The 24535-nt window shown below is 71.5% G+C and carries 23 protein-coding genes and 1 tRNA gene; 20 read left to right on the top strand and 4 right to left on the bottom strand.

The genetic code is table 11. From position 1 onward, the window contains the following. Position 1: 1 nt before the first annotated feature. The 9 genes from hemB (at position 2) to H958_RS0101235 (ending at position 7943) form a co-directional block, all read left to right on the top strand. Positions 2 to 979: a porphobilinogen synthase gene (gene hemB, locus H958_RS0101275; RefSeq protein ID WP_028057329.1), complete on the top strand. Its 978-nt coding sequence runs from the start codon at positions 2 to 4 to the stop codon at positions 977 to 979. After that, a complete protein-coding gene (gene ahbA / locus H958_RS0101270; RefSeq protein WP_081685487.1) occupies positions 976 to 2088 on the top strand; it encodes a siroheme decarboxylase subunit alpha in 1113 nt (370 codons plus the stop codon). The genes hemB and ahbA overlap by 4 nt, the downstream gene beginning before the upstream one ends. 76 nt (positions 2089 to 2164) lie before the next feature. Further along, positions 2165 to 3451, top strand: coding sequence for a glutamate-1-semialdehyde 2,1-aminomutase (gene hemL / locus H958_RS0101265; RefSeq protein WP_028057327.1), 1287 nt, complete (start codon positions 2165 to 2167; stop codon positions 3449 to 3451). Between the two features lie 118 nt (positions 3452 to 3569). Beyond that, positions 3570 to 3959, top strand: a complete 390-nt coding sequence (locus tag H958_RS0101260; protein ID WP_028057326.1) for a hypothetical protein — start codon at positions 3570 to 3572, stop codon at positions 3957 to 3959. 34 nt (positions 3960 to 3993) lie between these two features. Then, complete coding sequence (locus H958_RS0101255; RefSeq protein WP_028057325.1) at positions 3994 to 4665, top strand: Rieske 2Fe-2S domain-containing protein; 672 nt, start codon at positions 3994 to 3996, stop codon at positions 4663 to 4665. Positions 4666 to 4670: 5 nt separating this feature from the next. After that, entirely contained in the window at positions 4671 to 5471 is an 801-nt protein-coding gene (locus H958_RS0101250) for a cytochrome b (protein WP_028057324.1), read from the top strand. Beyond that, the gene (locus H958_RS34140; protein ID WP_051323667.1) at positions 5472 to 6233 is read left to right on the top strand and encodes a c-type cytochrome; all 762 of its coding nucleotides are present in this window, start codon (positions 5472 to 5474) and stop codon (positions 6231 to 6233) included. 6 nt (positions 6234 to 6239) lie between these two features. Continuing rightward, the gene (locus H958_RS34135) at positions 6240 to 6950 is read left to right on the top strand and encodes a ubiquinone/menaquinone biosynthesis methyltransferase (protein WP_051323666.1); all 711 of its coding nucleotides are present in this window, start codon (positions 6240 to 6242) and stop codon (positions 6948 to 6950) included. A gap of 27 nt (positions 6951 to 6977) precedes the next feature. Continuing rightward, entirely contained in the window at positions 6978 to 7943 is a 966-nt protein-coding gene (locus H958_RS0101235; protein ID WP_051323665.1) for a polyprenyl synthetase family protein, read from the top strand. 21 nt (positions 7944 to 7964) lie between these two features. On the opposite strand, the gene H958_RS0101230 is transcribed toward H958_RS0101235, so the two are convergent. Beyond that, positions 7965 to 8381: a hypothetical protein gene (locus H958_RS0101230; protein WP_028057322.1), complete on the bottom strand. Its 417-nt coding sequence runs from the start codon at positions 8379 to 8381 to the stop codon at positions 7965 to 7967. A 134-nt stretch (positions 8382 to 8515) separates the two neighbouring features. Between H958_RS0101230 and H958_RS48850 the strand changes: the two genes are divergently transcribed. The 5 genes from H958_RS48850 (at position 8516) to H958_RS0101205 (ending at position 11614) form a co-directional block, all read left to right on the top strand. Then, complete coding sequence (locus H958_RS48850) at positions 8516 to 8800, top strand: Sec-independent protein translocase subunit TatA/TatB (RefSeq protein WP_081685564.1); 285 nt, start codon at positions 8516 to 8518, stop codon at positions 8798 to 8800. Between the two features lie 9 nt (positions 8801 to 8809). Further along, the gene (tatC, locus tag H958_RS42550) at positions 8810 to 9829 is read left to right on the top strand and encodes a twin-arginine translocase subunit TatC (RefSeq protein ID WP_028057321.1); all 1020 of its coding nucleotides are present in this window, start codon (positions 8810 to 8812) and stop codon (positions 9827 to 9829) included. Positions 9830 to 9841: 12 nt separating this feature from the next. Continuing rightward, positions 9842 to 10549, top strand: a complete 708-nt coding sequence (locus H958_RS0101215) for a tetratricopeptide repeat protein (RefSeq protein WP_028057320.1) — start codon at positions 9842 to 9844, stop codon at positions 10547 to 10549. Between the two features lie 31 nt (positions 10550 to 10580). Continuing rightward, positions 10581 to 10653: transfer RNA gene (locus H958_RS0101210), tRNA-Lys, on the top strand. Between the two features lie 76 nt (positions 10654 to 10729). Beyond that, entirely contained in the window at positions 10730 to 11614 is an 885-nt protein-coding gene (locus tag H958_RS0101205; RefSeq protein ID WP_156027584.1) for a tyrosine-type recombinase/integrase, read from the top strand. 376 nt (positions 11615 to 11990) lie between these two features. On the opposite strand, the gene H958_RS34120 is transcribed toward H958_RS0101205, so the two are convergent. Beyond that, positions 11991 to 13325, bottom strand: coding sequence for a hypothetical protein (locus H958_RS34120; RefSeq protein WP_051323664.1), 1335 nt, complete (start codon positions 13323 to 13325; stop codon positions 11991 to 11993). 331 nt (positions 13326 to 13656) lie between these two features. Between H958_RS34120 and H958_RS42545 the strand changes: the two genes are divergently transcribed. Both H958_RS42545 and H958_RS0101185 read left to right on the top strand, forming a co-directional pair. After that, positions 13657 to 18864 (top strand): N,N-dimethylformamidase beta subunit family domain-containing protein, encoded by a 5208-nt coding sequence (locus H958_RS42545; RefSeq protein WP_196807153.1) that lies wholly within the window; start codon positions 13657 to 13659, stop codon positions 18862 to 18864. Positions 18865 to 18904: 40 nt separating this feature from the next. Next, on the top strand, positions 18905 to 20023 hold the full coding sequence (locus tag H958_RS0101185) for a low temperature requirement protein A (protein WP_028057318.1): 1119 nt from the start codon (positions 18905 to 18907) through the stop codon (positions 20021 to 20023). Here H958_RS0101185 and H958_RS48640 read toward each other — a convergent pair. After that, positions 20007 to 20129, bottom strand: coding sequence for a hypothetical protein (locus H958_RS48640; protein WP_255325372.1), 123 nt, complete (start codon positions 20127 to 20129; stop codon positions 20007 to 20009). The two genes, H958_RS0101185 and H958_RS48640, sit on opposite strands and share 17 nt — an antisense overlap. A 186-nt stretch (positions 20130 to 20315) precedes the next feature. Here H958_RS48640 and wecB point away from each other — a divergent pair, with 186 nt between their 5' ends. Genes wecB through H958_RS0101155 form a run of 4 tightly spaced genes read left to right on the top strand, consistent with a single transcriptional unit; the run spans position 20316 to position 23251 of the window. Next, positions 20316 to 21365: a non-hydrolyzing UDP-N-acetylglucosamine 2-epimerase gene (wecB, locus tag H958_RS0101170; protein WP_028057317.1), complete on the top strand. Its 1050-nt coding sequence runs from the start codon at positions 20316 to 20318 to the stop codon at positions 21363 to 21365. Continuing rightward, entirely contained in the window at positions 21362 to 22348 is a 987-nt protein-coding gene (locus H958_RS34110; RefSeq protein WP_037408798.1) for a Gfo/Idh/MocA family protein, read from the top strand. Before wecB ends, H958_RS34110 begins: the two co-directional genes overlap by 4 nt. Before the next feature lie 10 nt (positions 22349 to 22358). Then, positions 22359 to 22943 carry an RDD family protein gene (locus H958_RS47260; protein WP_028057316.1) on the top strand — a complete coding sequence of 195 codons (585 nt, stop codon included), beginning with the start codon at positions 22359 to 22361 and terminating at the stop codon, positions 22941 to 22943. Continuing rightward, a complete protein-coding gene (locus H958_RS0101155) occupies positions 22940 to 23251 on the top strand; it encodes a putative quinol monooxygenase (protein WP_028057315.1) in 312 nt (103 codons plus the stop codon). The genes H958_RS47260 and H958_RS0101155 overlap by 4 nt, the downstream gene beginning before the upstream one ends. Here the strand turns inward: H958_RS0101155 and H958_RS0101150 are convergent. Then, a complete protein-coding gene (locus H958_RS0101150; protein WP_028057314.1) occupies positions 23195 to 24535 on the bottom strand; it encodes an adenylosuccinate synthase in 1341 nt (446 codons plus the stop codon). The two genes, H958_RS0101155 and H958_RS0101150, sit on opposite strands and share 57 nt — an antisense overlap.

The raw sequence follows: 24535 nt of genomic DNA, 5'->3' as shown, positions 1-24535 counted from the left end.
GATGGCCTTCCCTGCGACCCGCCTGCGCCGGCTGCGCCAGACCGGCGCCCTGCGCAGCCTCGTCCGCGAGACCGAGCTCTCGGTGTCGCACCTCGTCTACCCGATGTTCGTGGTGGCGAGCGGTCCGCAGCGGACGCCGATCCCCTCGCTGCCGGGGATCGACCACCTCTCGATCGACGGCGCCGTCGAGGAGGCCGGCATCGCCGCCTCGCTCGGCATCCCCGCCGTCCTGCTGTTCGGCCTGCCCGCGAGCAAGGACGAGCTCGGCTCGGGCGCCTACGACGACGAGGGCGTGATCCAGCTCGCGACCCGGGCGATCAAGGCGGCGCACCCGGATCTGCTGGTGATCACCGACCTCTGCCTGTGCGAGTACACCTCGCACGGCCACTGCGGCGTGCTGCGCGACGACGGCGTCGTCGACAATGACCAGACGCTCGATCTGCTCGCGCGCACCGCGGTCTCGCAGGCCGAGGCCGGCGCCGACTTCGTCGCCCCGAGCGACATGATGGACGGCCGCGTCGGCGCGCTGCGTGCCGCGCTGGACGAGCGCGGCCTGAGCGAGACGCCGATCATGGCCTACTCGGCCAAGTTCGCGTCCGCGTTCTACGGGCCGTTCCGGGAGGCGGCGGACTCGACGCCGCAGGCGGGCGACCGCAAGGGCTACCAGATGGACCCCGCCAACGCGCTCGAGGCCGTGCGCGAGGCCAAGCTCGACGTCGACGAGGGCGCCGACATCGTGATGGTCAAGCCCGCGCTGCCGTACCTGGACATCATCCGCCGCGTCAAGGACGAGACCGGCATGCCGGTCGCCGCGTACAACGTCAGCGGCGAGTACGCGATGGTCAAGGCCGCGGCGGCCCAGGGGCTGCTGGACGAACGCGCGAGCGTGCTCGAGGCGCTGACCGGCATCCGCCGCGCCGGCGCGGACATCGTCATCACCTACCACGCCAAGGACGTCGCCCGGTGGCTCAACCGATGAATCCCACGGGGGCCCGCGTCGGAGCGTCCGCCGCGCAGGCACCCCCAGCACGCGAAAAGGTCCGTTCGCGGCGCGACGGCGCCGCCGTCCCGCTGGACGAGACCGACAAGAAGCTGCTGAACCTGATGCAGGGCAGCTTCGCCCTCACGGAGCGCCCGTTCGCGCACGTCGCGCAGCTGGCGGCGATCTCCGAGGACGACGTCATGACACGCGTCCAACGGCTGCTCGACAAGCGCATCATCAGAGAGGTCACCCCGATCTTCGACACGCGCGCGCTCGGCTACTCCTCGATGCTCGTCGCCGCCAAGGTCGACGCGGAGCACCCGCACCGGGCGGCGCAGTTCATCAACTCGCATCCGGGCGTCACGCACAACTACCTGCGCAACCACGACTTCAACCTGTGGTTCACGCTCGCCGTCGAGCCGGACTCCAAGCTCGGCCTGCAGGGCACGCTCGACGTGATGGCGGCCAAGACCGGCGCCGAGTCGATCCGCCAGTTGCCGACGCTGAAGCTCTTCAAGATCCGCATGGACCTCGAGATGGAGGGCGGGACCGACGCGTTGTCGGCGGCCGGCGAGGCGGTCGAGCCGATGGAGCTCGACCCGATCGCGCTCTCCGAGGACGACATCGCGGTGATCCGCGCCACCCAGGGCCCGATGGCGGTCCGCTCGGACGCCTACACGCCCGCCGCCGAGGCGCTGGGCGTGCCGGTGAGCGAGGTGCTCGCGCGGCTCGAGTCACTGCGTGAGCGCGGGGGGCTGCGGCGCGTCGCGGCGATCCTCTATCACCGCCGCGCGGGCTTCTCCGCCAACGGCATGGGCGTGTGGGTCGTGCCGCCGGAGGACATCCTGGACACCGGCAAGCGGATGGCCGCCTTCCGCGGGATCTCGCACTGCTACCAGCGCCCGACGTACGCCGACTGGCCGTACTCGGTCTTCACGATGGCGCACGGCCGCTCCAAGGAGGAGTGCGACGCGGTGCTGGACTCGATCGCCGAGGCGACCGGGATCACCGAGCGCTCCACGCTCTACTCGAGCACCGAGTTCAAGAAGGTCCGGATGCTCTATTTCACCGACGCCTTCCGGCGTTGGGAGGAGGAGCACGCGTGAAGGCTCGCCCTGCGGGCTCGCTTCACGTGGGAGTGTTCGCCCGGAGGGCGAGACTCCCGCGGGTGCGGGGGATGACGTGAGCACGTCGTCGCTGTCGGACACCCGCTCCGCCGAGCTCTACCGGCGCGCGCTGTACGTCCTGCCGGGCGGCGTCAACTCACCCGTCCGGGCCATGCGCGCGATCGGCCGCGAGCCGATCTTCATCGACCGCGGCTCCGGCGCGGAGATCACCGACGTCGACGGCAACACGTACGTCGACTACGTCTGCTCGTGGGGTCCGCTGATCCACGGCCACGCGCACCCCGCGGTGGTCTCCGCGGTGACCGAGGCGGCCGTCCACGGCACGAGCTTCGGCGCGCCGACGGCCGGCGAGGTCGAGCTGGCGGAGCTCGTCTGCGGCCGGATGCCCGCCGTCGACATGGTGCGCATGACCTCGTCGGGCACCGAGGCGTCGATGAGCGCGATCCGGCTGGCCCGCGCGGCCACCGGGCGCGAGAAGATCCTGAAGTTCGCGGGCGCCTACCACGGGCACGTCGACGGGCTGCTCGCCGAAGCGGGCTCTGGCCTCGCGACCGCCGGGATCCCCGCGTCGCCGGGCGTGCCGCAGTCCGCGGCCGCCGCGACCGTGATCGTGCCGTGGAACGACCCCGAAGCCATCCGCACCGCGTTCGCCGAGCACGCGCTCGCCGCGGTGCTCGTCGAGCCCTACCCCGCGAACATGGGCCTGATCCCGCCGGCGCCCGGGTTCCTCGAGCTCATCCGCGACCTCGCGACCGGCTACGACGCGCTGCTGATCTTCGACGAGGTGATCACCGGCTTCCGCGTCGCCCCGGGGGGCGCGCAGGAGCTGACCGGCGTGCTGCCCGATCTGACCGTCATGGGCAAGGTGATCGGCGGCGGGCTCCCGGCCGCCGCGTTCGGCGGCCCCGCGGCGCTGATGGAGCGGATCGCGCCGGCCGGCGACGTCTACCAGGCCGGGACGCTGAGCGGGAACCCGCTCGCCGTCGCCGCGGGCCGCGCGGCGCTCGGGCTGCTCGACGAGCAGGCCTACCTGCGGCTCTCCGGCACGACCCGGGCGCTCGCCGACGGCCTGCGCGAGGCGGCCGGGGACCGTCCCGTGTCCGTCGTCTCCACCACGGGGCTGCTCACGGTCTTCTTCGCCCCCGAGCCGCCGCGCGACTACGCCGGCGCCGTGGCGTGCGACACCGAGGCCTACGGCGCCTGGTGCCGCGCGCTGCTCGCCCGCGGCGTCTACCCGCCCCCGTCGCAGTTCGAGGCCTGGTTCCCCTCCACGGCGCACACCCCCGAGCACATCGCCCGCACCGTCGAGGCCGCGGCGGCGGCATTCGCGGAGGTCGCCTGATGACTCGGCCTGCGGCCTCGCATCAGGTGGGAGTGTTCGCCCGGAGGGCGAAACTCCCCCGGAGCTTCGCCATGAGCCGCGTGAGGACTCGGCCTGCGCATCAGCCGGGAGCTTCGCGATGAGCGCGCTTACTGAACTCGCCGCCGCGCTCCGCGAAGAAGGCGGCCTTCTCGCCGCCACCGTGGTCGACGGCGACGGTGCGACGCCCTACGGCGACGCCGCCGGCCCGCGGCTCGCGCTGATCGTCGAGGCGATCCGCGAGGGCTACCTCCAGCACTACGCCGAGGGGCGCGTCGTCCGCCCCGGAGATCCCGACCTGGCGCTGCTCGCCGGCGACCGCCTCTACGCGCTCGGCCTCGAGCGTCTCGCGGCGCTCGGCGACCTCGCCGCCGTCGGTCGCCTCGCCGATCTGATCTCGCTGTCCGCCCAAGTACACGCCGAAGGAGAACCGGCGCGCGCCGACGCCATCTGGGATGCCGGCGCTGCCGCTTTGGGCGACGGGCGATAGAGTTCGTCCCCCTTCCCGACCGGAACAACTGTTCGTGCCTGACTCCCCCCGAAAGCAGCCTCCGTCCAAGTACACCGCCGACCGCAGCATCCCCGGCGCGTTCGAGGGCGAGACCGTCACCCGCCGCCGGCTGATGACGCTGACCGTGCACGGCGCCGGCGCCGTCGCGGCGTCCGCCTTCGCGCTGCCGGCGCTCGGCTTCGCGATCGGATCGGCCGTGTTCGAGCGCCCGCCGGTGCGCTGGGAGGCGGTCGGCGCGCCCGGCGACTTCCCGAACGACAACTACCTCCCGCGCGTGATCACGACGGTCGAGGGCATCGGCGAGGTCGGCAAGACCACCGTCTACATGCGCGCACGCAACGCGGACGACGATCCGAAGGACGCCGGCGTCCAGCCCTTCATCGCGATCTCGAACCGGTGCATGCACCTGGGCTGCCCGGTGCGCTGGACGCAGGCCGCCTCGCGCTTCATCTGCCCCTGCCACGGCGGCGTCTACGGCTTCAAGGGCGAGGTGACCGGCGGCCCGCCGGTGCGCCCGCTCGACCACTTCTACACCCGCGTGCGCAACGGCCAGGTCGAGGTCGGGCCGCGCTACTCGGTCAACTCCGAGTTCAAGCGCTTCCCGAGCTACCGCGACCCGGGCCAGGGGCTCGACGGCCTCAGCCAGTACGTGTACCCCGGCCGCTTCTCGACTCCGAAGCAGTAGAGACGATGAAACTCAAGCTTCCGCTCCCGCCGATCCCGAAGTCGTTCCAGGACACGCCGCCCCGTCCGGGCGAGACCGAGAAGGTCAAGCCGCTCGAGCAGGTCAAGGACGTCGGGATCAGCGCCGCCGACTGGGTCGACGAGCGCACTTCGCTCTCCGGCGGCCTGCGCTGGCTGCTGTTCCGCAAGGTCCCGAAGGGGACGAACTGGTTCTACACGCTGGGGTCGGCGACGATGTTCGCCTTCCTCTCGCAGGCCGTCACCGGCGTGGTGCTGGCGATGTTCTACACGCCGTCGCCCACGCAGGCGTACGAGTCCGCGCGCCACATCACCAACGACGTCTTCCTCGGGGAGTTCGTGCGCGGGATGCACAAGTGGGGCTCGTCGGTGATGGTGATCCTGATCTTCCTGCACATGGGCAGGACGTTCTTCTTCGGCGCGTACAAGTACCCGCGCGAGCTGAACTGGATCATCGGCGTCGTGCTCGTCGTGCTGACCTTCGTGATGTCGCTGACGGGCTACCTGCTGCCGTTCGACCAGCGCTCCTACTGGGCGACGATCGTGGCCGCGAACATCAACGGCACCGGCCCGGTGGTCGGCCCGTTCCTCTCGGACGCCCTTCGAGGAGGGGCGGAGTTCGGGGCAACCACCTTGTCGAGGTTCTACGCCATCCACATGCTCGTCGTGCCGGGCGCGATCGCCGCGATGATCGGCGCCCACCTGTACCTGGTCGCCAAGCTGGGCACGACCGCGCCGCCGTGGCTGAAGGCCGAGCCTGACGAGAAGCTCGTGGAAGAGCGCGTCTAGATGAACCAGCGCGAGAAGGAGACGTACCTCCGCGAGTACGCGATCCTGAAGACCAAGGGGAAGCCGTTCTTCCCCTACGCGGTCGCCAAGGACTCGGTCATGGCCGTGATCGTGATGGCGATCATCATCACGTTGTCGATCGTCCTCGGCGCCGAGCTCGGCCCGAAGGCCGACCCGACGACGACCACCTACGTGCCGCGCCCGGAGTGGTACTTCTTCTTCCTCTTCGAGCTGCTGCGCGTGATCAAGCCGGCCGTGCTCGTCCCGGTCGCGACGATCGGCATCCCGACGGTCTGCCTGATCCTCCTGATCGCGCTGCCGTTCATCGACCGCGGTCCGGAGCGGCGGCCTGAGCGCCGTCCGATCGCGACGCTGACGGGCATCTTCGTCATCTGCGCCATGGGCTACCTCACGTACCTGGGCGCGGCGGCGGGCTCGCCGAACTCGATCGACATGGCGGTCCAGCCGCAGTTCGAGGCGGGTAAGGAGGTCGCGGCGCAGTCGGGCTGCCTGGCCTGCCACAAGATCGGCGAGAACGGCAACGACGGACCCGGTCCGCACCTGACGGACATCGGCGACAAGCTGGACCGCGGCGCGATCCGGCGGACGCTCGAGAACCCGACGGCGCCGATGCCGTCCTTCGCCGGCATGCCCGCGGACAAGAAGACCGCGCTGGTGAACTTCCTCGCGTCGCTCAAGAGCGGAACGCCCGAGCGCGGCGTCCAGAGCACCGGCTCGAGCAACCCCGAGTCGGCGAAGTAACCCGCGGTGGCGGCCCGGTCCGGCACGCTTCCCGCCGACTCCGTGCGGGCGATGTTCGATCGCATCGCCGGCGTCTACGACGTCATGAACACGGTCATGACGGCGGGGCTGCACCACCAGTGGCGCGAGCGGGCCGTCGACCTGGCGCAGGTCGGGCCCGGCTCGCGGGCGCTGGACGTGGCGACCGGCACGGGCGACCTAGCGATCGCGCTCTCCCGCCGCGGCGCCGACGTCGTCGGCTCGGACTTCTCGGAGGGCATGCTGGCGAAGGCGCGCGCGAAGGCGCCCGGCCTGCGCTGGGAGCAGGCGGACGCGCTCGCGCTGCCGTACCCGGACGACGCCTTCGACGCGGCCACGGTCGGCTTCGGCGCGCGTAACTTCAGCGACCTCGCGCGCGGGCTGGGTGAGATGGCGCGCGTGGTGCGCCCGGGCGGGCGCGTCGTGATCCTCGAGATCACCACTCCGGTCAGGCCGCCGCTGTCGACCTTCTTCTCGCTCTGGTTCGATCGCATCGTGCCGCTGCTGGGCCGCTTCGACGAGGCCTACACGTACCTGCCGAGCTCCGTGAAGCGCTTCCCGGGACCCGAGCCGCTCGCCGCGGCGCTCGCCGCCGCCGGCTGCGACCAGGTCGGGTGGATCCTCACTGCCGGCGGGATCATCGCCATCCACCACGGCCGGGTCGCATCGCCCGGCGGCGAAGGACCTCCTCGCGGGTGAGCTCGAGTCGCAACAGGGTGCGGGCGGATGGCGAGCGCTGAGGCCGTCGCCGCGGTCGTCGAGGCCGGCGGCGCACACGTCCCGGCGCTGATGCGCGAGCTCGAGGCGCGGCTGGCGGCGCTCGCGGCGTCGCACGGGCGGGTGCTCGGGGAGCACGCGGGGGCGACGATCGCCGCCGGCGGCAAGCGCCTGCGGCCGCTGCTGGTGTTCGTCTCGGCCGGCCCGGCGGGCCGGGATCTCGCGCTCCGGTCCGCGGTCGCGGTCGAGCTCGTGCACTCGGCGACGCTCGTCCACGACGACGTGCTCGACGCCGCGGTCCTGCGGCGCGGGCGCCCGACCGTGGTGGCGGCCGGCGGCCGCGCGGTCGCGACGGCGACCGGGGACCTGCTGTTCTCACGCGCATTCGCGGAGCTCGCCGGCGGCGGGTCGACGGAGGCGGTGCGTCTGCTTTCGGACGCGTCCTCGGCGCTGGTCCAGGGCGAGCTGCTGCAGCGCGAGGACGCGTGGAACCTCGGCACCACGCGCGAGCGCTACCTGCGCCGCTGCGACCTCAAGACGGCGCGGCTGTTCGACGCCGCGTGCCGGCTCGGCGCGCTCGCCGGCGGCGGGAACGTCGAGCTGCTCGGGGAGTTCGGGCGTCGCATCGGGCTCGCGTTCCAGCTGCTGGACGACGTGCTCGACGTGTCGGGCCCGGCCGAGCGGACCGGCAAGCACCGCGGCACCGACCTGCTCGACGGCACCGTCACGCTGCCGCTGATCATCGCCCGCGAGCGCAGTCCGGCGCTGGGCGGACTCGATCTGCGCGCGGTCCGCACGCCCGAGCAGGCCGAGACGGCGTGCGACGCGATCGCTGCGACCGGGGCGCTGGAGGCCGCGCGCGCCGACGCCCTGGCGATGGTCGCCGAGGCGAAGGCCGACCTGCCGGCGCTGCCGGAGACCCAGCAGGCCGCGCTCGAGCTGGTCGCCGACGGGGTCGTCGACCGGTACTCGTAGCCGCGGGGCCCGGCGAGCTCGCTAGAAGTCTTCGGGGAGGATCGCGTCGGCCGCGAGCGCTGCGGCGAAGCGCTGCGCCTCCTCCTCCATGTTCGCCTGTACGAGACGGCGAAGGTCACGGACGAGGGCCTCGGTGCCATCGTCCAGCGTCTCGTCGAAGCGGTCGACGGTCGCCTGGTCGTACACGCCCAGCTCGCTCCACTCGCAGTTGGGGCAGCGCAGGAGCACCTCCCAATGCGTGACCGACGCCTCCTGCCATTCCACCGGGTAGACCAGGTCTCGGTCGCACTCGGGGCAGATGTGGAGATCGTCGAGCAGCGGCGTGGGCTTCACGCCGGCCTCGATCGCAAGGGGCTCGAAGTACACCACCTCGATGGAGCGGCCCGAGGGCAGCACCACGCGGCGCACGTACTGACCGTTGTCGTTGGGAAGGCTCATCGTCGTTTCCGGGAGTGGCTGACGCTCCTTAGATCGGCCACGTGTTGACGAACTTGACCCACCTGGGCGGGTCCCGTACCGCTACCCTCGTCCCTAGGTCCACCGCGGGCCAACCACGACCACGGGAGTTGGCGGTGTTCAACAGCATCGGTCCCACTGAGCTGATCATCGTGCTGGTGATCGTGCTCATCATCTTCGGGCCCAAGCGGCTGCCAGGGCTGGGTCGGCAGCTGGGCTCCGGCATGCGCGAGTTCAAGGACTCGATCGCCGGCAAGGGCGGACATGACGACGACGACGACGTCGACGTCGACGCGGAGGATCGCGCCGAGCGCCGGAAGGTCGAAGGCGCTCTCGGGCGCCCGGAGGGCGAGCAGGCTCCGCTCGAGGGCGAGGTCGTCCGCGAGCGCACTCCCCGCTGAGCACGCAGGATGGCGACAGCCCTCCGTCACGTCGGCCACGAGGACCGGCTGAGCCTCGTCGAGCACCTGACGGAGCTCCGCGTCCGGATCGTGGTCAGCCTGGTCGCGTTCGTGGCGGCGACCGGGCTCTGCATGTGGCAGAACCACACCGTCCTGAAGATCCTCAACCATCCGCTGGACCAGACGGTCGACCACCGGAACCAGGATCCGCTGGTCCAGTCGGCCCGCTACGACCAGGCCGTCAAGGCGTACATCCTCAGCCAGACGGTGCTGTACCGGCGGCTCGCGCTCAACCAGGACGACCCCGCGACCAAGAGCGCGCTGAACGACGTCGCCGCCAAGGGTGCCCGCGCGGCCGCGCTCGCGCCCGAGGTCCGCGCCCGCCGGCCCGTCACCCTCGGCGTCGGCGAGCCGTTCATGGAGACCCTGAAGGTCTCGGCGTACGCGGGCCTGCTGCTCTCGCTGCCGTTGATCCTCTACCAGATCTACGCCTTCGTCCTGCCGGCCTTCTCCCCGCGCGAACGGCAGATCGCGCTGCCCGCCATGCTGGGGGTCCCGTTCCTGTTCATCGGCGGCGTCGTGTTCGGCTACTTCATGGTCCTGCCGCCGGCGATCCGCTTCCTGCAGAACTTCAACACGGACTCGTTCGACGTCCTGATCCAGGCGCAGCCGTACTACAAGTTCGTGATCATGCTGCTCGCGGCCATGGGGCTGCTGTTCCAGATCCCCGTGGGCATCCTCGCGCTCACGCGCGTGGGAATCGTCACCACGCGCCAGCTGTCCAAGAACCGGCGCTACGCGGTCCTCGTGATCGCGATCATCGCGATGGTCCTGCCCGGCCAGGACCCGGTGACCATGACGCTGATGATGGTGCCCATGTACGTGCTGTTCGAAGGCTCTATCCTCATCTCCTGGCTCATGGACCGGCGCGAACGGCGCAGGGCCGCCGCGGAAGAGGAGTCCGCGGATGCCGGCGACGAGGACCAGTCGCCGCGAGAGCCCGAGTACGCCACCCTCGATCAGGACTAGTCCCTACCGCCAATGCTGTTCGACCTTCGAAGCGCCGGACGCCGCCGTACCGTCAAGGGCGTATACCTCGGCCTCGCGCTGCTCATGTTCGTCGGCTTCGTGGGCTTCAGCGTCGGCTCCAGCGGCCTGTCCGGCGGCATCGTGGATGCGATCACCGGCAGCAGCTCCGGTGGCAACGACAACTCCGGCCAGAAGCGCCTGGAGACCGAGGTCAGGACCGCCGCCGCGAAGACGCGGACGGCCGGATCGGACCCCAGCGCCTGGCTCGGCCTCACGCAGGCCCGCCTGCGCCTCGCGAACGTCGGCGACTACTTCGACGCCGCGAAGAGCGACTACACGGCCGCCGGCCGCCGCCAGCTCACCGCCGCCGGCGCCGCCTGGGACAAGTACCTCGCGCTCAAGCCGGCCTCGCCCGACGAGGGCGTCGCGCGCCAGATGATCCAGGCCTACCTCTCGATCTCCCAGCCCGACAAGGCGGTCGGGACCCAGGAGGTCCTGACCGAGATCGATCCGACCCAGCAGACCTTCCAGAACCTCGCGCTCCTCTCCTACCAGGCGGGCCAGAGCCGCAAGGGCGACCTCGCGGCGGGCAAGGCCGTCGACCTCGCCCCCAAGGACCAGAAGAAGGACGTGAAGTCCCAGCTCGACCAGGCGAAGTCGCAGGCTGCGGTCCAGCAGATCCAGCAGGCCCAGCCGACACCCACGCCGACCGTCGGCTGATCTCCACGGCGCTATCCTTTAGCGCCCCAGCGCCCTTGTAGCTCAACTGGCAGAGCAGCGGACTCTTAATCCGAAGGTTCCAGGTTCGATTCCTGGCGGGGGCATCCGAAACCGCGCTCCGGCGCGGTTTCGTCGTTTCCGGGGCGGGTGCCGAAGCGGCACTGTCCGAACTGTGTCGGCGTGCTGCCCGGGATGGTCCGCACCGGCGTGTCGTTCGCCGGCGCCGCCGGCGAGCACCTCCGCTACGTGGAGCACGACCTCGACCGGAAGCCGTCGACGCTGGGCGACTACCGCGCGGTCATCCGCGCCCACCTGGCTCCGGCGTTCGGGGCGCTGCGGCTCGAAGACGTCACAACGGTCATCAACGGCTTCCTCGCCCGGGCGCGGCACCTCCACCGGTTGCCGGTCAAGCCGATGGCCGACATCGAGAAGCCACGCCACCGTCGCTCGACGGCCACCGACGTCCTCTCGCCCGAGGAGGTCCTCGCGCTGGTGCGCGAGGCCGCCTCCGAGCAGGACGCGGCGATCTACCTCACCGCTGCGTTCACCGGCCTCCGCCGCGGCGAGCTCGTCGCGCTCCGCGGGCGCGCTGTCGACCTCGCAGCGCATCGGATCCGTATCTGCGGGTCATACGCCGGCGGCCAGCTGACCACGCCGAAGAGCGGCAAGGTCCGCTCCGTCTCGCTCGCGCCGGCTGTCGCCGAGTCGCTCGCACGACTCGGTGAGCGCGAATGGTCACCGACGAGGACGATCTCGTCTTCCCGGGTACGGCCGGCGGCTACCTCGACGCCTCCGCGCTCGCACGCCGGTGCCGAGTCGCACTCACGCGCGCCGACCTGCCGGTTGCGCTTCCACGACCTGCGGCACACGTTCGGCACGCGGATGATCGCGAAGGCCGACATCCGCCGCGTCCACGAGTGGATGGGTCACGCCGACGTCGCGCGCGTCGCCACGATGGCGAACTGCGCTGGTAAGGGAATTGGTCAGGTTGCCTGCGCGGCTCGCGAGGCCACGATGGTCGTTGCGGCACCTCGGGCGACCGGGCGCGGTGATGGTCGTCGCTGAGCGAAGTGGTCGCGCGGGGTGATCGATCGTGACCGTCCGGCGACGACGATGAAGCACCTCCACTACGGCGAGCGGCCGGACGAGGCGCGGGCCGAGGCCGTCGCGCTCGAGCCGCAGGAACGAGAAAACCGCCTCGGCGGGCCGTCTAAGAGTCTTATCGGCAGGTCGGACGCAGACCTTTAGCCCTTTCCGCGCGTTGGCGCGTTGCCGCTCCTCACCGCTCGATCCCAGCACTGCCGCGGCGGACGTCATGGGCCCCGGGCCCGGCCCCGACGGCTACCCCCGCCAGCGAGGGCGTCGTCGGTGCCGCGGTCCTTGGCTCCACGAGCCGCCGGCCGTACGCCGGGGGCGTCGTCCGCGTCATCTAGGGCTTTCGTCAACTGACCGGGTCGGGCGCGTCGCCGACCTCGCGTACATCCGCGTCCTCGAATCGCGGAGGCTCCGGTGACGGCGCGTCGGGGACGTCATCGGCGCCGGGCCCGTGCAGCTTCGGTGCCTTGGGCTGCCAGGCCTTAAGCCGCTGCACGATGTCGCGGTAGACGTCGAAGGTCTGCGCCCGCGTCTCACGGACGAACGACCCCGCCTCCTTGCCCCGCTTCTGCCCCATGGCACGCGCGAGGGTGATCGTAAAGGCGCGGGGCTCCCGCTTAGGATCTGCTCCGTACAGCAGCTTCTCCGGTTGCTCGCGGGCGTCGGACAGCAGCGCGCTGGTCGTTTCGCGGGCGCTGGGAAAGGCCGCCTCGACGCGGAGATCGTCGGGCGCATCGGCAAGCTGCCGGAGCAGCCACGTGATGCGCGACTTGGCTCGCCCCTCACGCGGCGCGTCGAACGTGACGCTCGCGAGCGTGCGGCGGGCGCGGAGATCCGCGCGGATACGCAGGTCACCGACGGCGTCCGGGACGCGCAGCACGGCGGTCAGCGACCCCTCGGCTGCGAGTTGCTTGACCGATTCGTCGAGGCGAGCGGCCGTCGTCTGCTTGCGCGGCCGCGGTGACGTCACCGAACGTCCGAGGTCCTGCGACATGCCGAGGCACAGGTACTGGGTGAACTCCTCCCAGCGCTCGGCGACGGCCCTCGCCTCGGGATCGTTCTGGCGAAGCGTGCCGTCGCGGGCCGCCTTACGAACAGCAACCCACTTGTCGCCCATGTCCTCGAAGCCCCCGGCGCCGGACGCGGCGCTGTCGAGGTAGGCGATCAGCTCGCCGAGAATCCAGGCTTGGTCGGGATCAGAGATGCCGCGGTACCGGTGTTGGACGATCGCCTCGGTCAAGACCCGCCACCAGGAGAAGTGCCAGAGCGCTGTCCGTCGCAGCTTGCGTCCGTCGACTGCTACGGGCGACTCCGACGACGACGCTGTGATCTGATTGGAGATCGTCAGCACCCCATCGAAGCCGTTGTCGCGGGCGATGTCTAGATAGCAGCCGACCTGCTCATCCTTCAGCGGCGCGCCAGCCGTCTTGACCTCAACCAGACACGTCCAGGTCTTCTGCCCGCGCCGGCAGACGACCGCGCCGTCCGGGATCACGAGCTTGCCGGCGCCGTCCTTGAACCGGACCTCCGCAAACGTCTCGATGGCCGGCGACCTGGGCGCACCAAGCTCCTTCAGAAGGGCGTGACCGAACTCCGGCACAGCGCGCATCACCGCAAGGAGCGATGACGTCGCGCGCTTCTCCTGCTCCTCCTGTCCCCGGATCCCCGCCGTCGGGATCAACCGGGCTGGGTGCCAAGTCGACGTGTCGGACCCTGTTCCGTTCTGGCGTGGTGGAGCCACGCGGCGGAACCTTAGCGGTGAACAACCGTGAGGGAAAGGAACCGGTGCAGCCGAGCGGGGAGCGCCGCCGCGCCCAGGCGGTCTAGGACGCGTTTCGGGGCTCGGCGCATCAACGCTCTACATCCTCGACCAATGGCCACTGGGCAGGACGCCCGGTTCCGGAGAGGATCGCTCCGTAGCTGTCTGGGACAGTTCCAGGCGGCCGACGGCGAGGTGGAGCATGAGCACGATTCCGTGGCCTGGCGCGTCCCTTCGGCGTGCATGCCACCAGTTGCCAACGGCTATCACGGCGGCGATCCTGGTGCTCGCCGCGCTTCCCGCGGCCGGCTACGCGGCCTGCGCGAACCCGGTCGCGTGCGAGAACGCGAAGCCCGGCAGCCCGCCGAGCGCGTGGCAGGTGAGCGGCAACGGGGACACGTCGATCCAGGGCTATGCGACGTCGATGAGCGTGAACAAGGGCGCGACGATCAAGTTCAAGATCAAGACGTCCGCGACGGCGTACCACATCGACATCTTCCGGCTCGGCTACTACCAGGGCGACGGCGCCCGCCTCCAGGCCTCCGGGATCCGGCCGACCGCGACCCTTCCGCAGACGCAGCCCGCCTGCCTCACCACGGCGGCGACCGGGTTGATCGACTGCGGCAACTGGAGCGTGTCGGCGTCGTGGACCGTGCCGGACGACGCCGTCTCCGGCGTCTACATCGCCCTGCTGGTGCGTGACGGCACCGGCGGCGCGAGCCAGATCCCCTTCGTGGTGCGCGACGACGCGAGCACGTCGCAGATGGTGCTCAGGACCTCCGACTCCACGTGGCAGGCGTACAACCTCTACGGCGGCAACAGCCTCTACTCGTGCACCTCGCCGTGCCCGCCGGGAAGCCCCAACGCGTACAAGGGCGCCTTCTCGGTGTCGTACAACCGCCCGTTCGACGGCACCCTCGCGCAGGACAACGGCCGCTCGTACCTCTACTACGCGGAGTACCAGCTGATCCGGTTCGTCGAGCGCAACGGCTACGACGTCAGCTACATGAGCCAAGCCGACGTGTCGGCCAATCCCGCACTGCTGCTCAAGCACGACCTGATCGTCTCTAGCGGGCACGACGAGTACTGGTCGGGCCAGGAGCGCGCGAGCGTCGAGGCGGCGCGCGACGCCGGCGTCGATCTCGCCTTCTTCAGCGGCAACGAGGTGTTCTGGAAGACCCGCTGGGAGAACAGCACGATCGACGGGACCTCGACGCCGTACCGCACCCTGACGACGTACAAGGACACGCACCTCGACGCCGCCACCGACCCGGTCGCGTGGACGGGCACGTGGCGCGACCCGCGCTTCAGCCCGCCGGGTGACGGCGGCCGGCCGGAGAACGCGCTCACCGGGCAGCTGTTCATCGTCAATTCCGGCTCCGCCGACATCAAGGTCCCCGCCCAGTACAAGGACCTTCGGATCTGGCGAAACACGGCCGTCGCGAATCTCGGCGCCGGCCAGACCCGGACCCTGGGGGCCGGCAGCAACACGCTCGGCTACGAATGGGACATCGACGCCGACAACGGGTCGCGCCCGCGCGGCGCGTTCCATCTCTCTGAGACGACGGTCAGCGGCGTGGAGTCGTTCACGGACTTCGGGAGCTTCACGCAGACAGGCACCACGCAGACCCACAACCTGATGCTCTACCGCGCCCCGAGCGGCGCGCTGGTCTTCGGCGCCGGCACGGTGCAGTGGGCGTGGGGGCTCGACGACACCAACGCATGGAACAGCAACGGTCCGCCGTCGGCCGCGTCCCCCGACCCCGTGATGCAGCAGGCGACCGTCAACGTCTTCGCGGACATGGGCGCGCAGGCGACGACGCTCATGTCCGGCCTGACGGCGGCGTCCGCGTCGACCGACGCCACGCCGCCCACGTCGGCGATCACCGGCCCCGCGCCCGGGGCGGCCGTCGTCGACGGCTCGCAGGTGACGATCAGCGGCACGGCCACCGACTCCGGCGGCGGCGTCGTGGCGGGAGTCGAGGTCTCGACCGACGGCGGCTCCACCTGGCATCCCGCGACCGGGACGGCGTCGTGGTCGTACACCTGGGTCGCCCACGGCGCGCCGGCGACGACGATCAGGTCGCGCGCGGTCGACGACAGCGGCAACCTCGAATCGCCGCCGGCGGGCGTCGCGGTCAACGTCGGCTGTCCCTGCACGCTCGCGGGGCCCAACGTGACGCCGTGGCGGCTCGATCAGGGCGACACGAGCTCGGTCGAGGTCGGCGTGCGGTTCAAGTCCGACCTGGACGGGACGATCACGGGCGTCCGCTTCTACAAGTCGTCCCTGAACACCGGGACGCACATCGGCAACCTGTGGTCCTCGAGTGGCGCGCTGCTGGCGACGGGGACGTTCAGCAACGAGACCGCCTCCGGCTGGCAGCAGCTCACGTTCGCGTCGCCCGTCAGCATCACGGCGGGGACGACCTATGTGGCGTCGTACTACGCGCCGAAGGGGCACTACTCCGTGTCGTCGGGCTACTACTACGTGCCCAGCCCGACGGGAGGCAACACGCTCGACGCGCCGCCGCTGCACGCGCTCAGCGCGAACGGAGGCGCGGCCAATGGCGTGTACACCTATGGGGGCTCGTCCGAGTTCCCGGTCTCGACGTTCCACGGCGAGAACTACGCGGTCGACGTCGTGTTCTCGCCCAAGCTCCCGCCCGGACCCGTGAGCATGGTCAGCGCCACGCCGGGCCCCGGGTCCGCCAGGGTCAGCTTCCTGGCGCCGGTGATCGGCGGCACGCCGTCGCGCTACATCGTCACGCCGTACGCCGGCGCCGCTGCACAGACCCCGGTCACCGTCGAGGGCAGTCCGCCCGCGACGTCGGTCGCCGTGCCGGGGCTCGACCCGTCGGTCACGTACACCTTCAAGGTGCAGGCGGCGAACGCGAGCGGGACCAGTGCGCTCTCGGACGCCTCCAATGCGGTCACGCCGAGCGCTCCGACCATCCCGGAGGCGCCCACGGGGCTCGTGGCGAGTGGGACGAACGGCCAGGCGACGATCCGCTGGACGGCGCCCGGCGACGGCGGCCGCACGATCACGCGCTACACGGTCAAGGGGTATCGCGGTGACGTCGTGGCGGGGACGACGACGGTGACGGGCGCGCCACCGGCGAGCTCGGCGGTCATGACCGACCTGACGAACGGCCTGTCCTACACGTTCACGGTCACGGCGACCAACTCGGTCGGCGACGGCCCCGAGTCGGCGCCATCGAACGCCGTCACGCCGAGCGCCGCGCCGCGGTTCGTTCAACGCGTGTCGGGCCGCAGCCCTTCGGGCTCGACCCTGCAACTGACGCCGGCGTCGGCGATCACCGCCGGAGACCGGCTCGTCGTCATGGCCGGCGTCTGGAGCTCCGGCCGGGCCACGATCTCGGGCGTCACCGATACGGCGGGCAACACCTACACGAAGGCGACGAGCGTCACGGCGTCCGACGACACGCAGCTGAGTGTGTGGACGGCGCCCGTCACGGCGGGCGGCGGCACCAAGCCGACGATCACCGTGACGGCCACTGGCAGCGCCGACGTCGGAGGGGCCGCGCTCGAGTACGCCGGTCTGTCGACCGCGGCCGGCGTCGCCTCCGTCGACGCGTCCAAGACGTCGACCGGCACGTCGACGAGCTCCGGGTACGTCACGTCCGGCCCGACCGCGGCACTGACCGACGACAACGAGCTCGCGCTTGGCTTTTACGCCGACTCTGGATTCGGAAGGACCCTGACCGCCGACTCTGGCTACGCCGAGCGCGTCAACGTGTCGCCGGCGTCGGACATGGAGTTCGTCGCCGAGGACGCCGTCTTCGGCCGCGGTGACACGCCCGCCGCGCGCGTCTCGACCGGCGCGAGCACGCCGTGGACGATGGCGACGGTCGTGTTCAAGAGCGCTGCTCCAAGCCCGCCCGCGCTGTCCGTGAGCCCGTCCAGCCTGTCGTTCCGCGGCACCGCGGGCGGCGCGAGCCCGGCGGCCAAGACGCTCAGCGTCGCGAACGCCGGCGGCGGGACGCTGAACTGGACCGCGTCGGACGGCGCGCCGTGGCTGAGCGTGTCGCCCGGCAGCGGGACGAACGCCGGCACGATCACCGCGACCCCGGCGATCTCCGGCCTGGGGCCGGGCACCTACACCACCGACATCACGGTCACGGCGCCCGGCGTGAGTGGCTCGCCGGCGACGATCCCGGTGACCTTCACCGTGGACGCGCCCACGCCGCCCGCGCTCTCGGTCACGCCCGCGAGCCTCTCGTTCAGCGCGATGCAGGGCGGCTCCGCGCCGGCGGGCAAGACGCTCGCCGTCGCCAACACCGGCGGCGGGACGATGAGCTGGACCGCGGCGCCGGACGCCTCGTGGCTGGCCGTCACGCCGTCGTCGGGGACGGACGGCGGCACGCTGACCGTCACCTCGTCGATCAGCGGACTGGACACCGGCACCTACACCGCGACCGTGACGGTCACCGCGGCGGGTGCCGGCGGCTCGCCCGCGGCGATCCCGGTGACGCTGACGGTGACCGCGCCGGCGCCGCCCGCGCTGGCGGTGTCGCCGTCGAGCCTCGCGTTCACGGCGACCCAGGGGCAGGCCAGTCCGGCGGCCAAGACGGTCGCGGTCTCCAACACCGGCTCCGGCACGCTCGCCCTCACCGCCTCCGGCGACGCGGCGTGGCTCGCGGTCACGCCGGCGAGTGCGACGGCGCCGGCCACGCTGACCGTCGCGCCCAGCACCAGCGGGCTCGCGGCGGGGACGTACACCGCGACGGTCACCGTGACGGCGACCACGGCGGGAGCGACCGGCTCGCCGAAGACGGTCGCCGTCACGCTCACGGTGTCGCCGCCCGCGTCGAACCTGGTCGGCGCCTGGGGCTTCGACGAGGCGTCCGGGACGACCGCCGTGGACGCCTCCGGCCGCGGCAACGCGGGCGCGGTCGACGGTCCGGCGCGCACGGCGGCGGGGAAGTTCGGCGGGGCGCTGAGCTTCGACGGCATCAACGACTGGGTCACGATCCCCGACGCCGCCTCGCTCGATCTCACGACCGGCATGACGATGGAGGCATGGGTCCGTCCCAGCGCCACCGGAAGCCTGTGGCGGACCGTGATGCTCAAGGAGCAGCCGAGCGACCTCATCTACGCGCTCTACGCGGGCGACGGGACGGGCCGGCCGGCGGCGCACGTCTTCACGACCGCCGACAAGGGATTCAGCGGCACGACCGGCACGCCGCTGAACGCCTGGACCGACCTGGCGGCCACCTACGACGGCGCGACGCTGCGGCTGTACGTCAACGGCGTGCAGTCGAGCTCGAAGGCGGTGACGGGCGCGATCCGGGCGTCGGCCGGCGTGCTGCGGATCGGCGGCAACGGGAGCTGGGGCAACGAGTGGTTCTCGGGGCTGATCGACGAGGTGCGGCTGTACAACCGCGCCCTCACGGCGGCGGAGATCCAGACCGACATGGCGGCCCCCGTCACGCCCGGCTAGACCGCAGACGATCGCACCGGCGCACGGTAGCGTCCGGACTGTGAGCGCCGCCGCGCAGCAGGAGGAGGCCGTCCGCGTCTCGACGCTGGAGCTGTTCTTCGACCTCGTCTTCGTCTTCACGATCACGCAGCTGACCGCGCTGCTGGCGCACGACATGACGCTCGACGGCGCGCTGCAGGTCGTCCTCATGCTCGGCGTGATCTGGTGGATGTACTCCGGCTACGTCTGGCTCACCAACGCCGTCCAGACGGACCGCGCGGAGCGGCGCGTCCTGCTGCTCGGCGGGATGGCCGCGTACCTGATCCTCGCGCTGGCCGTCCCGCACGCGTTCGGCGACGGCGGGCCGGCGTTCGGCATCGCGTACCTGCTGGTCGTCGGCGTCCACCTCGGCCTCTTCGCGCGGACCAGCGACTCCGCCACGTTCAGCGCCGTGCTCGGGCTGGCGCCGTTCAACCTCGCCACGGCGCTGCTCGTCCTGGCGGGCGGGATCGCCGGCGGCGACGCGCAGTACGTGCTCTGGATCCTGGCGTTCGTGTGCGAATGGCTGACGCCGCGCTTCCTGCGCGGCGGCTTCACGATCGCCGCCGGGCACTTCGTCGAGCGCCACGGCCTCGTGATCCTGATCGCGATCGGCGAGTCGATCATCGCCGTCGGCGCCGGTGCGGCCCAGGCGCCGCTCGACCTCGAGCTCGCGGCGGTCGCCGTGGTCGGCCTCGCCGCGAGCGCGTGCCTGTGGTGGGCGTACTTCGGCGCCGGCGACGACTCGCGCGCCGAGGAGGCGATGGCCGCCGCGCCGCCGGAGGATCGCCCGCGGCTCGCCGTCGAGGCGTTCGGCTACTGGCACCTGCTGATGCTGCTCGGCATCATCGGCATCGCCGCGGCCGAGAAGAACGTCGTCGCCCACCCCTTCGACGCGCTCGCGGCAAGGCAGGCGGTGACGCTCGGCGCCGCCGCGGCGCTGTTCATGGCCGGCGACGTGCTGTTCCGCCGCACGCTGGGCATCTCACGCGGGCCGGCGCGCGCGCTGGCGGCGCTCGCCGCACTCGCGACGATCCCGCTCGGGCTGGCCGCCGCGGCGCTTCAGCTCGTGGCGCTGGTCGCGCTGCTGGCGGCCGCACTCGCGAGCGAGGGGCGGACGGCGATCAGCGGCGCCCGGTGAAGAAGAGGACCAGCGCGACGATCGCGAGCGCGAACAGCAGCGGATGCACGATCACGCCGCCGGCGATGGCGATGATCAGGAGGACGATGGCCAGGATCAGGAGCATGTCGGTTCATTACCCAGCTGGGGCCTCGCCCACTCCGAGGCGTCAACTACCCTGCACGGCCAGCCGCCGCGGCTACTGCCGCGGGCGGGCCTCGCCGCCGCACTGGTAGTCCACATACCACAGCATGTGGCGCGAGATCGAGACGATTCCGCGGAGAACTCCCATGACCCTGTTGTACCCGCAATTGTGCGAATAGCCACGGTCATCGGCAATCGCCCCCAGTTCGTGAAGGCGGCTGCCGTCTCGCACCGGCTGCGCGAGCGTGCGGAGGAGGTGCTCGTCCACACCGGACAGCACTACGATGACGCGCTCTCTCGCGTGTTCTTCGACGAGCTCGAGCTGCCGCGGCCCGAGCACCGGCTGGAGCTCGGCGGCGGCTCCAACACGTCCCAGACGGCGCGCATGCTGTCCGCGCTCGAGCCGCTGCTCGCCGCCGAGCGAGCGGACGCCGTGCTCGTCTACGGCGACACGAACTCGACGCTCGCCGGCGCGCTGGCGGGCGCGCAGGCGGGCATCCCGGTCGCCCACGTGGAGGCGGGCATGCGCTCGTACGACCGCACGATGCCGGAGGAGCTCAACCGCGTCCTCGCCGATCACGCGTCGTCGCTGCTGCTGTGCTCGTCGCAGGCCGCGGCGGAGACGCTGCGCGCGGAGCGCGTCGCCGGCGAGGTCGCCGTCGTGGGCGACGTGATGGTCGACGTGTTCGAGCTGCTCGCGCCGCGCGCCGACCAGGCCACGCTCGCGCGGCTCGGCGTGGAGCCCGGCGGCTACCTGCTCGCCACCGCCCACCGCGCCGGCAACGTCGACGATCCGAAGCGCCTGGCCGCGCTCGTCGAGCTCCTGCACGCGCTGCCGGGGCCGGTCGTCCTCCCGCTGCACCCGCGCACACGCGCGCGCGTGCGGGAGGCCGCCCTCTCGCTCGACGGCGTGATCGTGGCGCCGCCGCTCGGCTACCTCGAGTTCGCGGCCCTGCTGCTCGGCGCGCGGCGCGTGCTGACCGACTCGGGCGGCGTGCAGAAGGAGGCCTACCTCGCCGGCGTGCCGTGCATCACCCTGCGCGCCACGACCGAGTGGCGCGAGACCGTCCAGGCCGGCTGGAACACGCTCGTGGACCTCGACGCGCCGGCCGCGCTCGCCGCGCTCACGCGCGAGCCGCCGCCGGACCGCCCGCCGCTCTACGGCGACGGCCGCGCCGGGGAGCGCGTCGTGGATGCCCTGCTAAGGATGGTCGCGTGATCCGCATCGGCGTCGCCGGCCTCGGCTACTGGGGCCCGAACCTCGCGCGCAACTTCGCCGCCATCCCCGGGTGCGAGCTGGCCTGGTGCTGCGACGCCTCCGAGCAGCAGCGCGCTCGCTGGGCGCCGGCGTTCCCGGGCGCCCGCTTCACCGCGGACCTGCAGGACCTGCTGGACGACCCGGAGCTGGACGCCGTCGTGCTCGCCACCCCGGTCCCCACCCACGGCCCGCTGGCCGAGCGCGTGCTGGGCGCCGGCAAGCACTGCTTCGTCGAGAAGCCGCTGGCGTACTCGGTCGCCGAGGCGCAGGCCGCCGTCGCCGCGGCCGAGCGCGCCGGGCGCATCCTGATGGTCGGCCACCTGCTCGTCTACCACCCCGGTGTCAGCAAGCTCGAGGAGATCTCCGCCGCCGGCGATCTCGGCGACATCCACTACATCTACTCCAATCGCCTGAACCTGGGGAAGCTGCGGGCGGACGAGAACGCGCTGTGGTCGCTCGGCGCGCACGATGTGTCGGTCGTCCTGCACCTCGCCGGGGAGGAGCCGGAGCTGGTCGAGGCGCGTGGCGAGTCCTACATGCGCAAGCCCGTCGAGGACGTCGTGTTCTGCTTCCTGCGGTTCCCGAGCGGGCTGGCAGCGCACCTGCACCTGTCCTGGCTGGACCCGCACAAGTCGCGCAGCTTCACGCTGGTCGGCTCCCGCAAGATGGCGACCTTCGACGACATGGAGCTCGAGCGCAAGGTCACGGTCTACGACAAGGGCTTCGATCAGGACGTGCGCTCCTACGGCGAGTACATCACCCGAGCGGGCGACATCCACAGCCCCGCGATCGGCAACCGCGAGCCGCTGCGGATCGAGTGCGAGCACTTCGTGGAGTGCATCCGCGACGGGCGCACGCCGCGATCCGACGGCGAGGCTGGGCTGCGCGTGGTGCGGGTGCTCGAGGCGCTGCAGGACAGCCTGGACACGTCACGCCGCGTGTAGTCTCGCTCTCATGAGCGACCGCTTCACACCCGGCGACCCGCTTTCCGGCTACCGGACCACGCCCCCGCCGGGCGCGGGAGGGCCGCCGCCGGCGGTGCACGTCGGCGGCCCCGTGGCGGGGCGGTACACGCTCGCCGGCTGGTGGCGCCGGGTCGGCGCGCACGTCATCGACGGCCTGATCATCTGCGTGCTGGCGCTCGTCCTGCTCGTCGCGATCACGGCGCCGTTCAGCATCGGGTTCTTCGTCAACGACACCGTCGGCGTCGGCGCCGTGATCGTCGGGCTGGTGTTCGCCTGCCTGTGCGTCTTCATCGCCGCGCTCGTCTACGCGCCCGCGATGATGGCCCGCACCAACGGCCGCACGCTCGGCCGGATGGCGACCGGCATCCGCGTCGTGCGCGCGAGCGGCGAGCCGTTCACGTTCGGCTTCGCGATGCTGCGCGAGGTCGCGGTCAAGTGGCTGCTGTTCAACGCCGTCGGCGGCTCGGTCACGTTCGGGATCGCGGCGCTGGTCGACTACCTGTGGCCGCTGTGGGACGAGGAGAACCGCGCGCTGCACGACTACGTGGTCAACACGCGCACGGTGCTCGCATGAACCGCTACGGGCTGTTCGGCAAGCTCCAGGCGCACCCCGGCCAGGGCGACGCGCTGGCGGGCCTGCTGCTCGGCTCCGGCGGCTCGGCGATGCCGGGCTGCGAGCTGTACGTGATCAACCGCTCGCCGGAGGACCCGGACGCGATCTGGGTCTACGAGGTCTGGACGAGCCGCGAGGCGCACGCGGCATCGCTCGAGCTGGAGCCCGTACGGGACACGATCCAGCTCGCGATGCCGCTGATCGCGGGCTTCTCAGACCGGGTCGAGCTGCTGCCCGTCGGTGGGCAGGGCCTGCCCCGCGAGGCTTGAGCGGCCCGCGTCGGTCCAGATGATCTGGTCGCGGGCAGGGCCGACGCCGATCAGCGCGATCGGCACGCCGATGAAGTCGCTGATGAACGCGAGGTAGTCGCGCGCGGCCTGCGGCAGGTCGCGCTCGTCGCGGACGCCGCTGATGTCCTCGTCCCAGCCCGGGAGCTGCTCGTACTCGCCGACCGCCTGGTGCATCACGGTCTGGTGGTACGGATAGTGGTCGAAGCGCGCCTCTTCGGCCCCACGGTAGTGCGTGCAGACGTTCAGCGAGCCGAGGCCGGTCAGCACGTCGAGCTTCGTGATCGCGAGGTGCGTGAGCGAGTTGATGCGGGTCGCGTAGCGCAGCGCCACCAGGTCGATCCAGCCGACGCGGCGGGCGCGGCCGGTGGTCGTGCCGTACTCGCCGCCGGCCTCGCGCAGCGTGACGCCGAGGTCGTCGTCGAGCTCGGTGGGGAACGGGCCGGCGCCGACGCGCGTGGCGTAGGCCTTGGCGATGCCCCAGATCTCGTCGATGTCCTTGGGGCCGACGCCGGTGCCGGTGCAGGCGCTCGCGGAGACCGGGTTGGAGCTGGTGACGAACGGATACGTGCCGTGGTCGATGTCCAGCAGCGTCCCCTGCGCGCCCTCGAACACGACGGTGCCGTCGTGGTCGAGCACGTCCCAGGTGAGCCGCGCGGTGTCGGCGACGTACTGGGCGATGCGGTGCCCGTAGGTCAGGTAGTCCTCGGTCATCGACTGCAGGTCGAGCTCCGGGGACTTCGCGTACGGGCGCAGCGAGAGCCGCTTGGGCTCCATCGCGGCGACGATCTTCTTCTTGAGGATCTTCTCGTCCAGCAGGTCCTGCACGCGGATGCCGAGCCGGGCCGCCTTGTCGGCGTAGCAGGGGCCGATGCCGCGCCGCGTGGTGCCGATCTGCAGGCGGCCGAGCTTCGCCTCGCCCGCGTGGTCGAGCAGCATGTGGTACGGCATGATCAGGTGCGCGTTGGCGCTGATGCGCAGCCCGGAGAGGTCGACGCCCTTGGCGCGCAGGTCGTCCAGCTCGCCCGTGAGGACCTTCGGGTCGATCACGACGCCGTTGCCGATCGCGCACAGCTTGCCGGGATAGAGGATCCCGGAGGGGATCAGGTGGAACTTCCACGGCACGCCGTCGCGGACGATGGTGTGTCCCGCGTTGTTGCCGCCCTGGAAGCGGATCACGAGATCCGCGCGCTCGGCAAGGAGGTCGACGACCTTGCCCTTGCCCTCGTCGCCCCACTGGGCGCCCACGATCACGATGCCGGCCAT

It is taken from the genome of Candidatus Solirubrobacter pratensis, assembly GCF_000425945.1.
In the GTDB taxonomy this organism is placed as follows: domain Bacteria; phylum Actinomycetota; class Thermoleophilia; order Solirubrobacterales; family Solirubrobacteraceae; genus Solirubrobacter; species Solirubrobacter pratensis.
Note: the sequence above shows the minus strand (reverse complement) of the source record. Positions and strands in the feature narration are given on the sequence as shown.

What these genes read in the sequence shown, in the direction of transcription:
- hemB (WP_028057329.1), top strand. Translation starts at nt 2, where the DNA reads ATGGCCTTCCCTGCGACCCGCCTGCGCCGGCTGCGCCAGACCGGCGCC.
- ahbA (WP_081685487.1), top strand. Translation starts at nt 976, where the DNA reads ATGAATCCCACGGGGGCCCGCGTCGGAGCGTCCGCCGCGCAGGCACCC.
- H958_RS0101260 (WP_028057326.1), top strand. Translation starts at nt 3,570, where the DNA reads ATGAGCGCGCTTACTGAACTCGCCGCCGCGCTCCGCGAAGAAGGCGGC.
- H958_RS0101250 (WP_028057324.1), top strand. Translation starts at nt 4,671, where the DNA reads ATGAAACTCAAGCTTCCGCTCCCGCCGATCCCGAAGTCGTTCCAGGAC.
- H958_RS34140 (WP_051323667.1), top strand. Translation starts at nt 5,472, where the DNA reads ATGAACCAGCGCGAGAAGGAGACGTACCTCCGCGAGTACGCGATCCTG.
- H958_RS0101235 (WP_051323665.1), top strand. Translation starts at nt 6,978, where the DNA reads ATGGCGAGCGCTGAGGCCGTCGCCGCGGTCGTCGAGGCCGGCGGCGCA.
- H958_RS0101230 (WP_028057322.1), bottom strand. Translation starts at nt 8,381, where the DNA reads ATGAGCCTTCCCAACGACAACGGTCAGTACGTGCGCCGCGTGGTGCTG.
- tatC (WP_028057321.1), top strand. Translation starts at nt 8,810, where the DNA reads ATGGCGACAGCCCTCCGTCACGTCGGCCACGAGGACCGGCTGAGCCTC.
- H958_RS0101215 (WP_028057320.1), top strand. Translation starts at nt 9,842, where the DNA reads ATGCTGTTCGACCTTCGAAGCGCCGGACGCCGCCGTACCGTCAAGGGC.
- H958_RS48640 (WP_255325372.1), bottom strand. Translation starts at nt 20,129, where the DNA reads ATGCTCCTGATCCTGGCCATCGTCCTCCTGATCATCGCCATCGCCGGC.
- H958_RS47260 (WP_028057316.1), top strand. Translation starts at nt 22,359, where the DNA reads ATGAGCGACCGCTTCACACCCGGCGACCCGCTTTCCGGCTACCGGACC.
- H958_RS0101155 (WP_028057315.1), top strand. Translation starts at nt 22,940, where the DNA reads ATGAACCGCTACGGGCTGTTCGGCAAGCTCCAGGCGCACCCCGGCCAG.
- H958_RS0101150 (WP_028057314.1), bottom strand. Translation starts at nt 24,535, where the DNA reads ATGGCCGGCATCGTGATCGTGGGCGCCCAGTGGGGCGACGAGGGCAAG.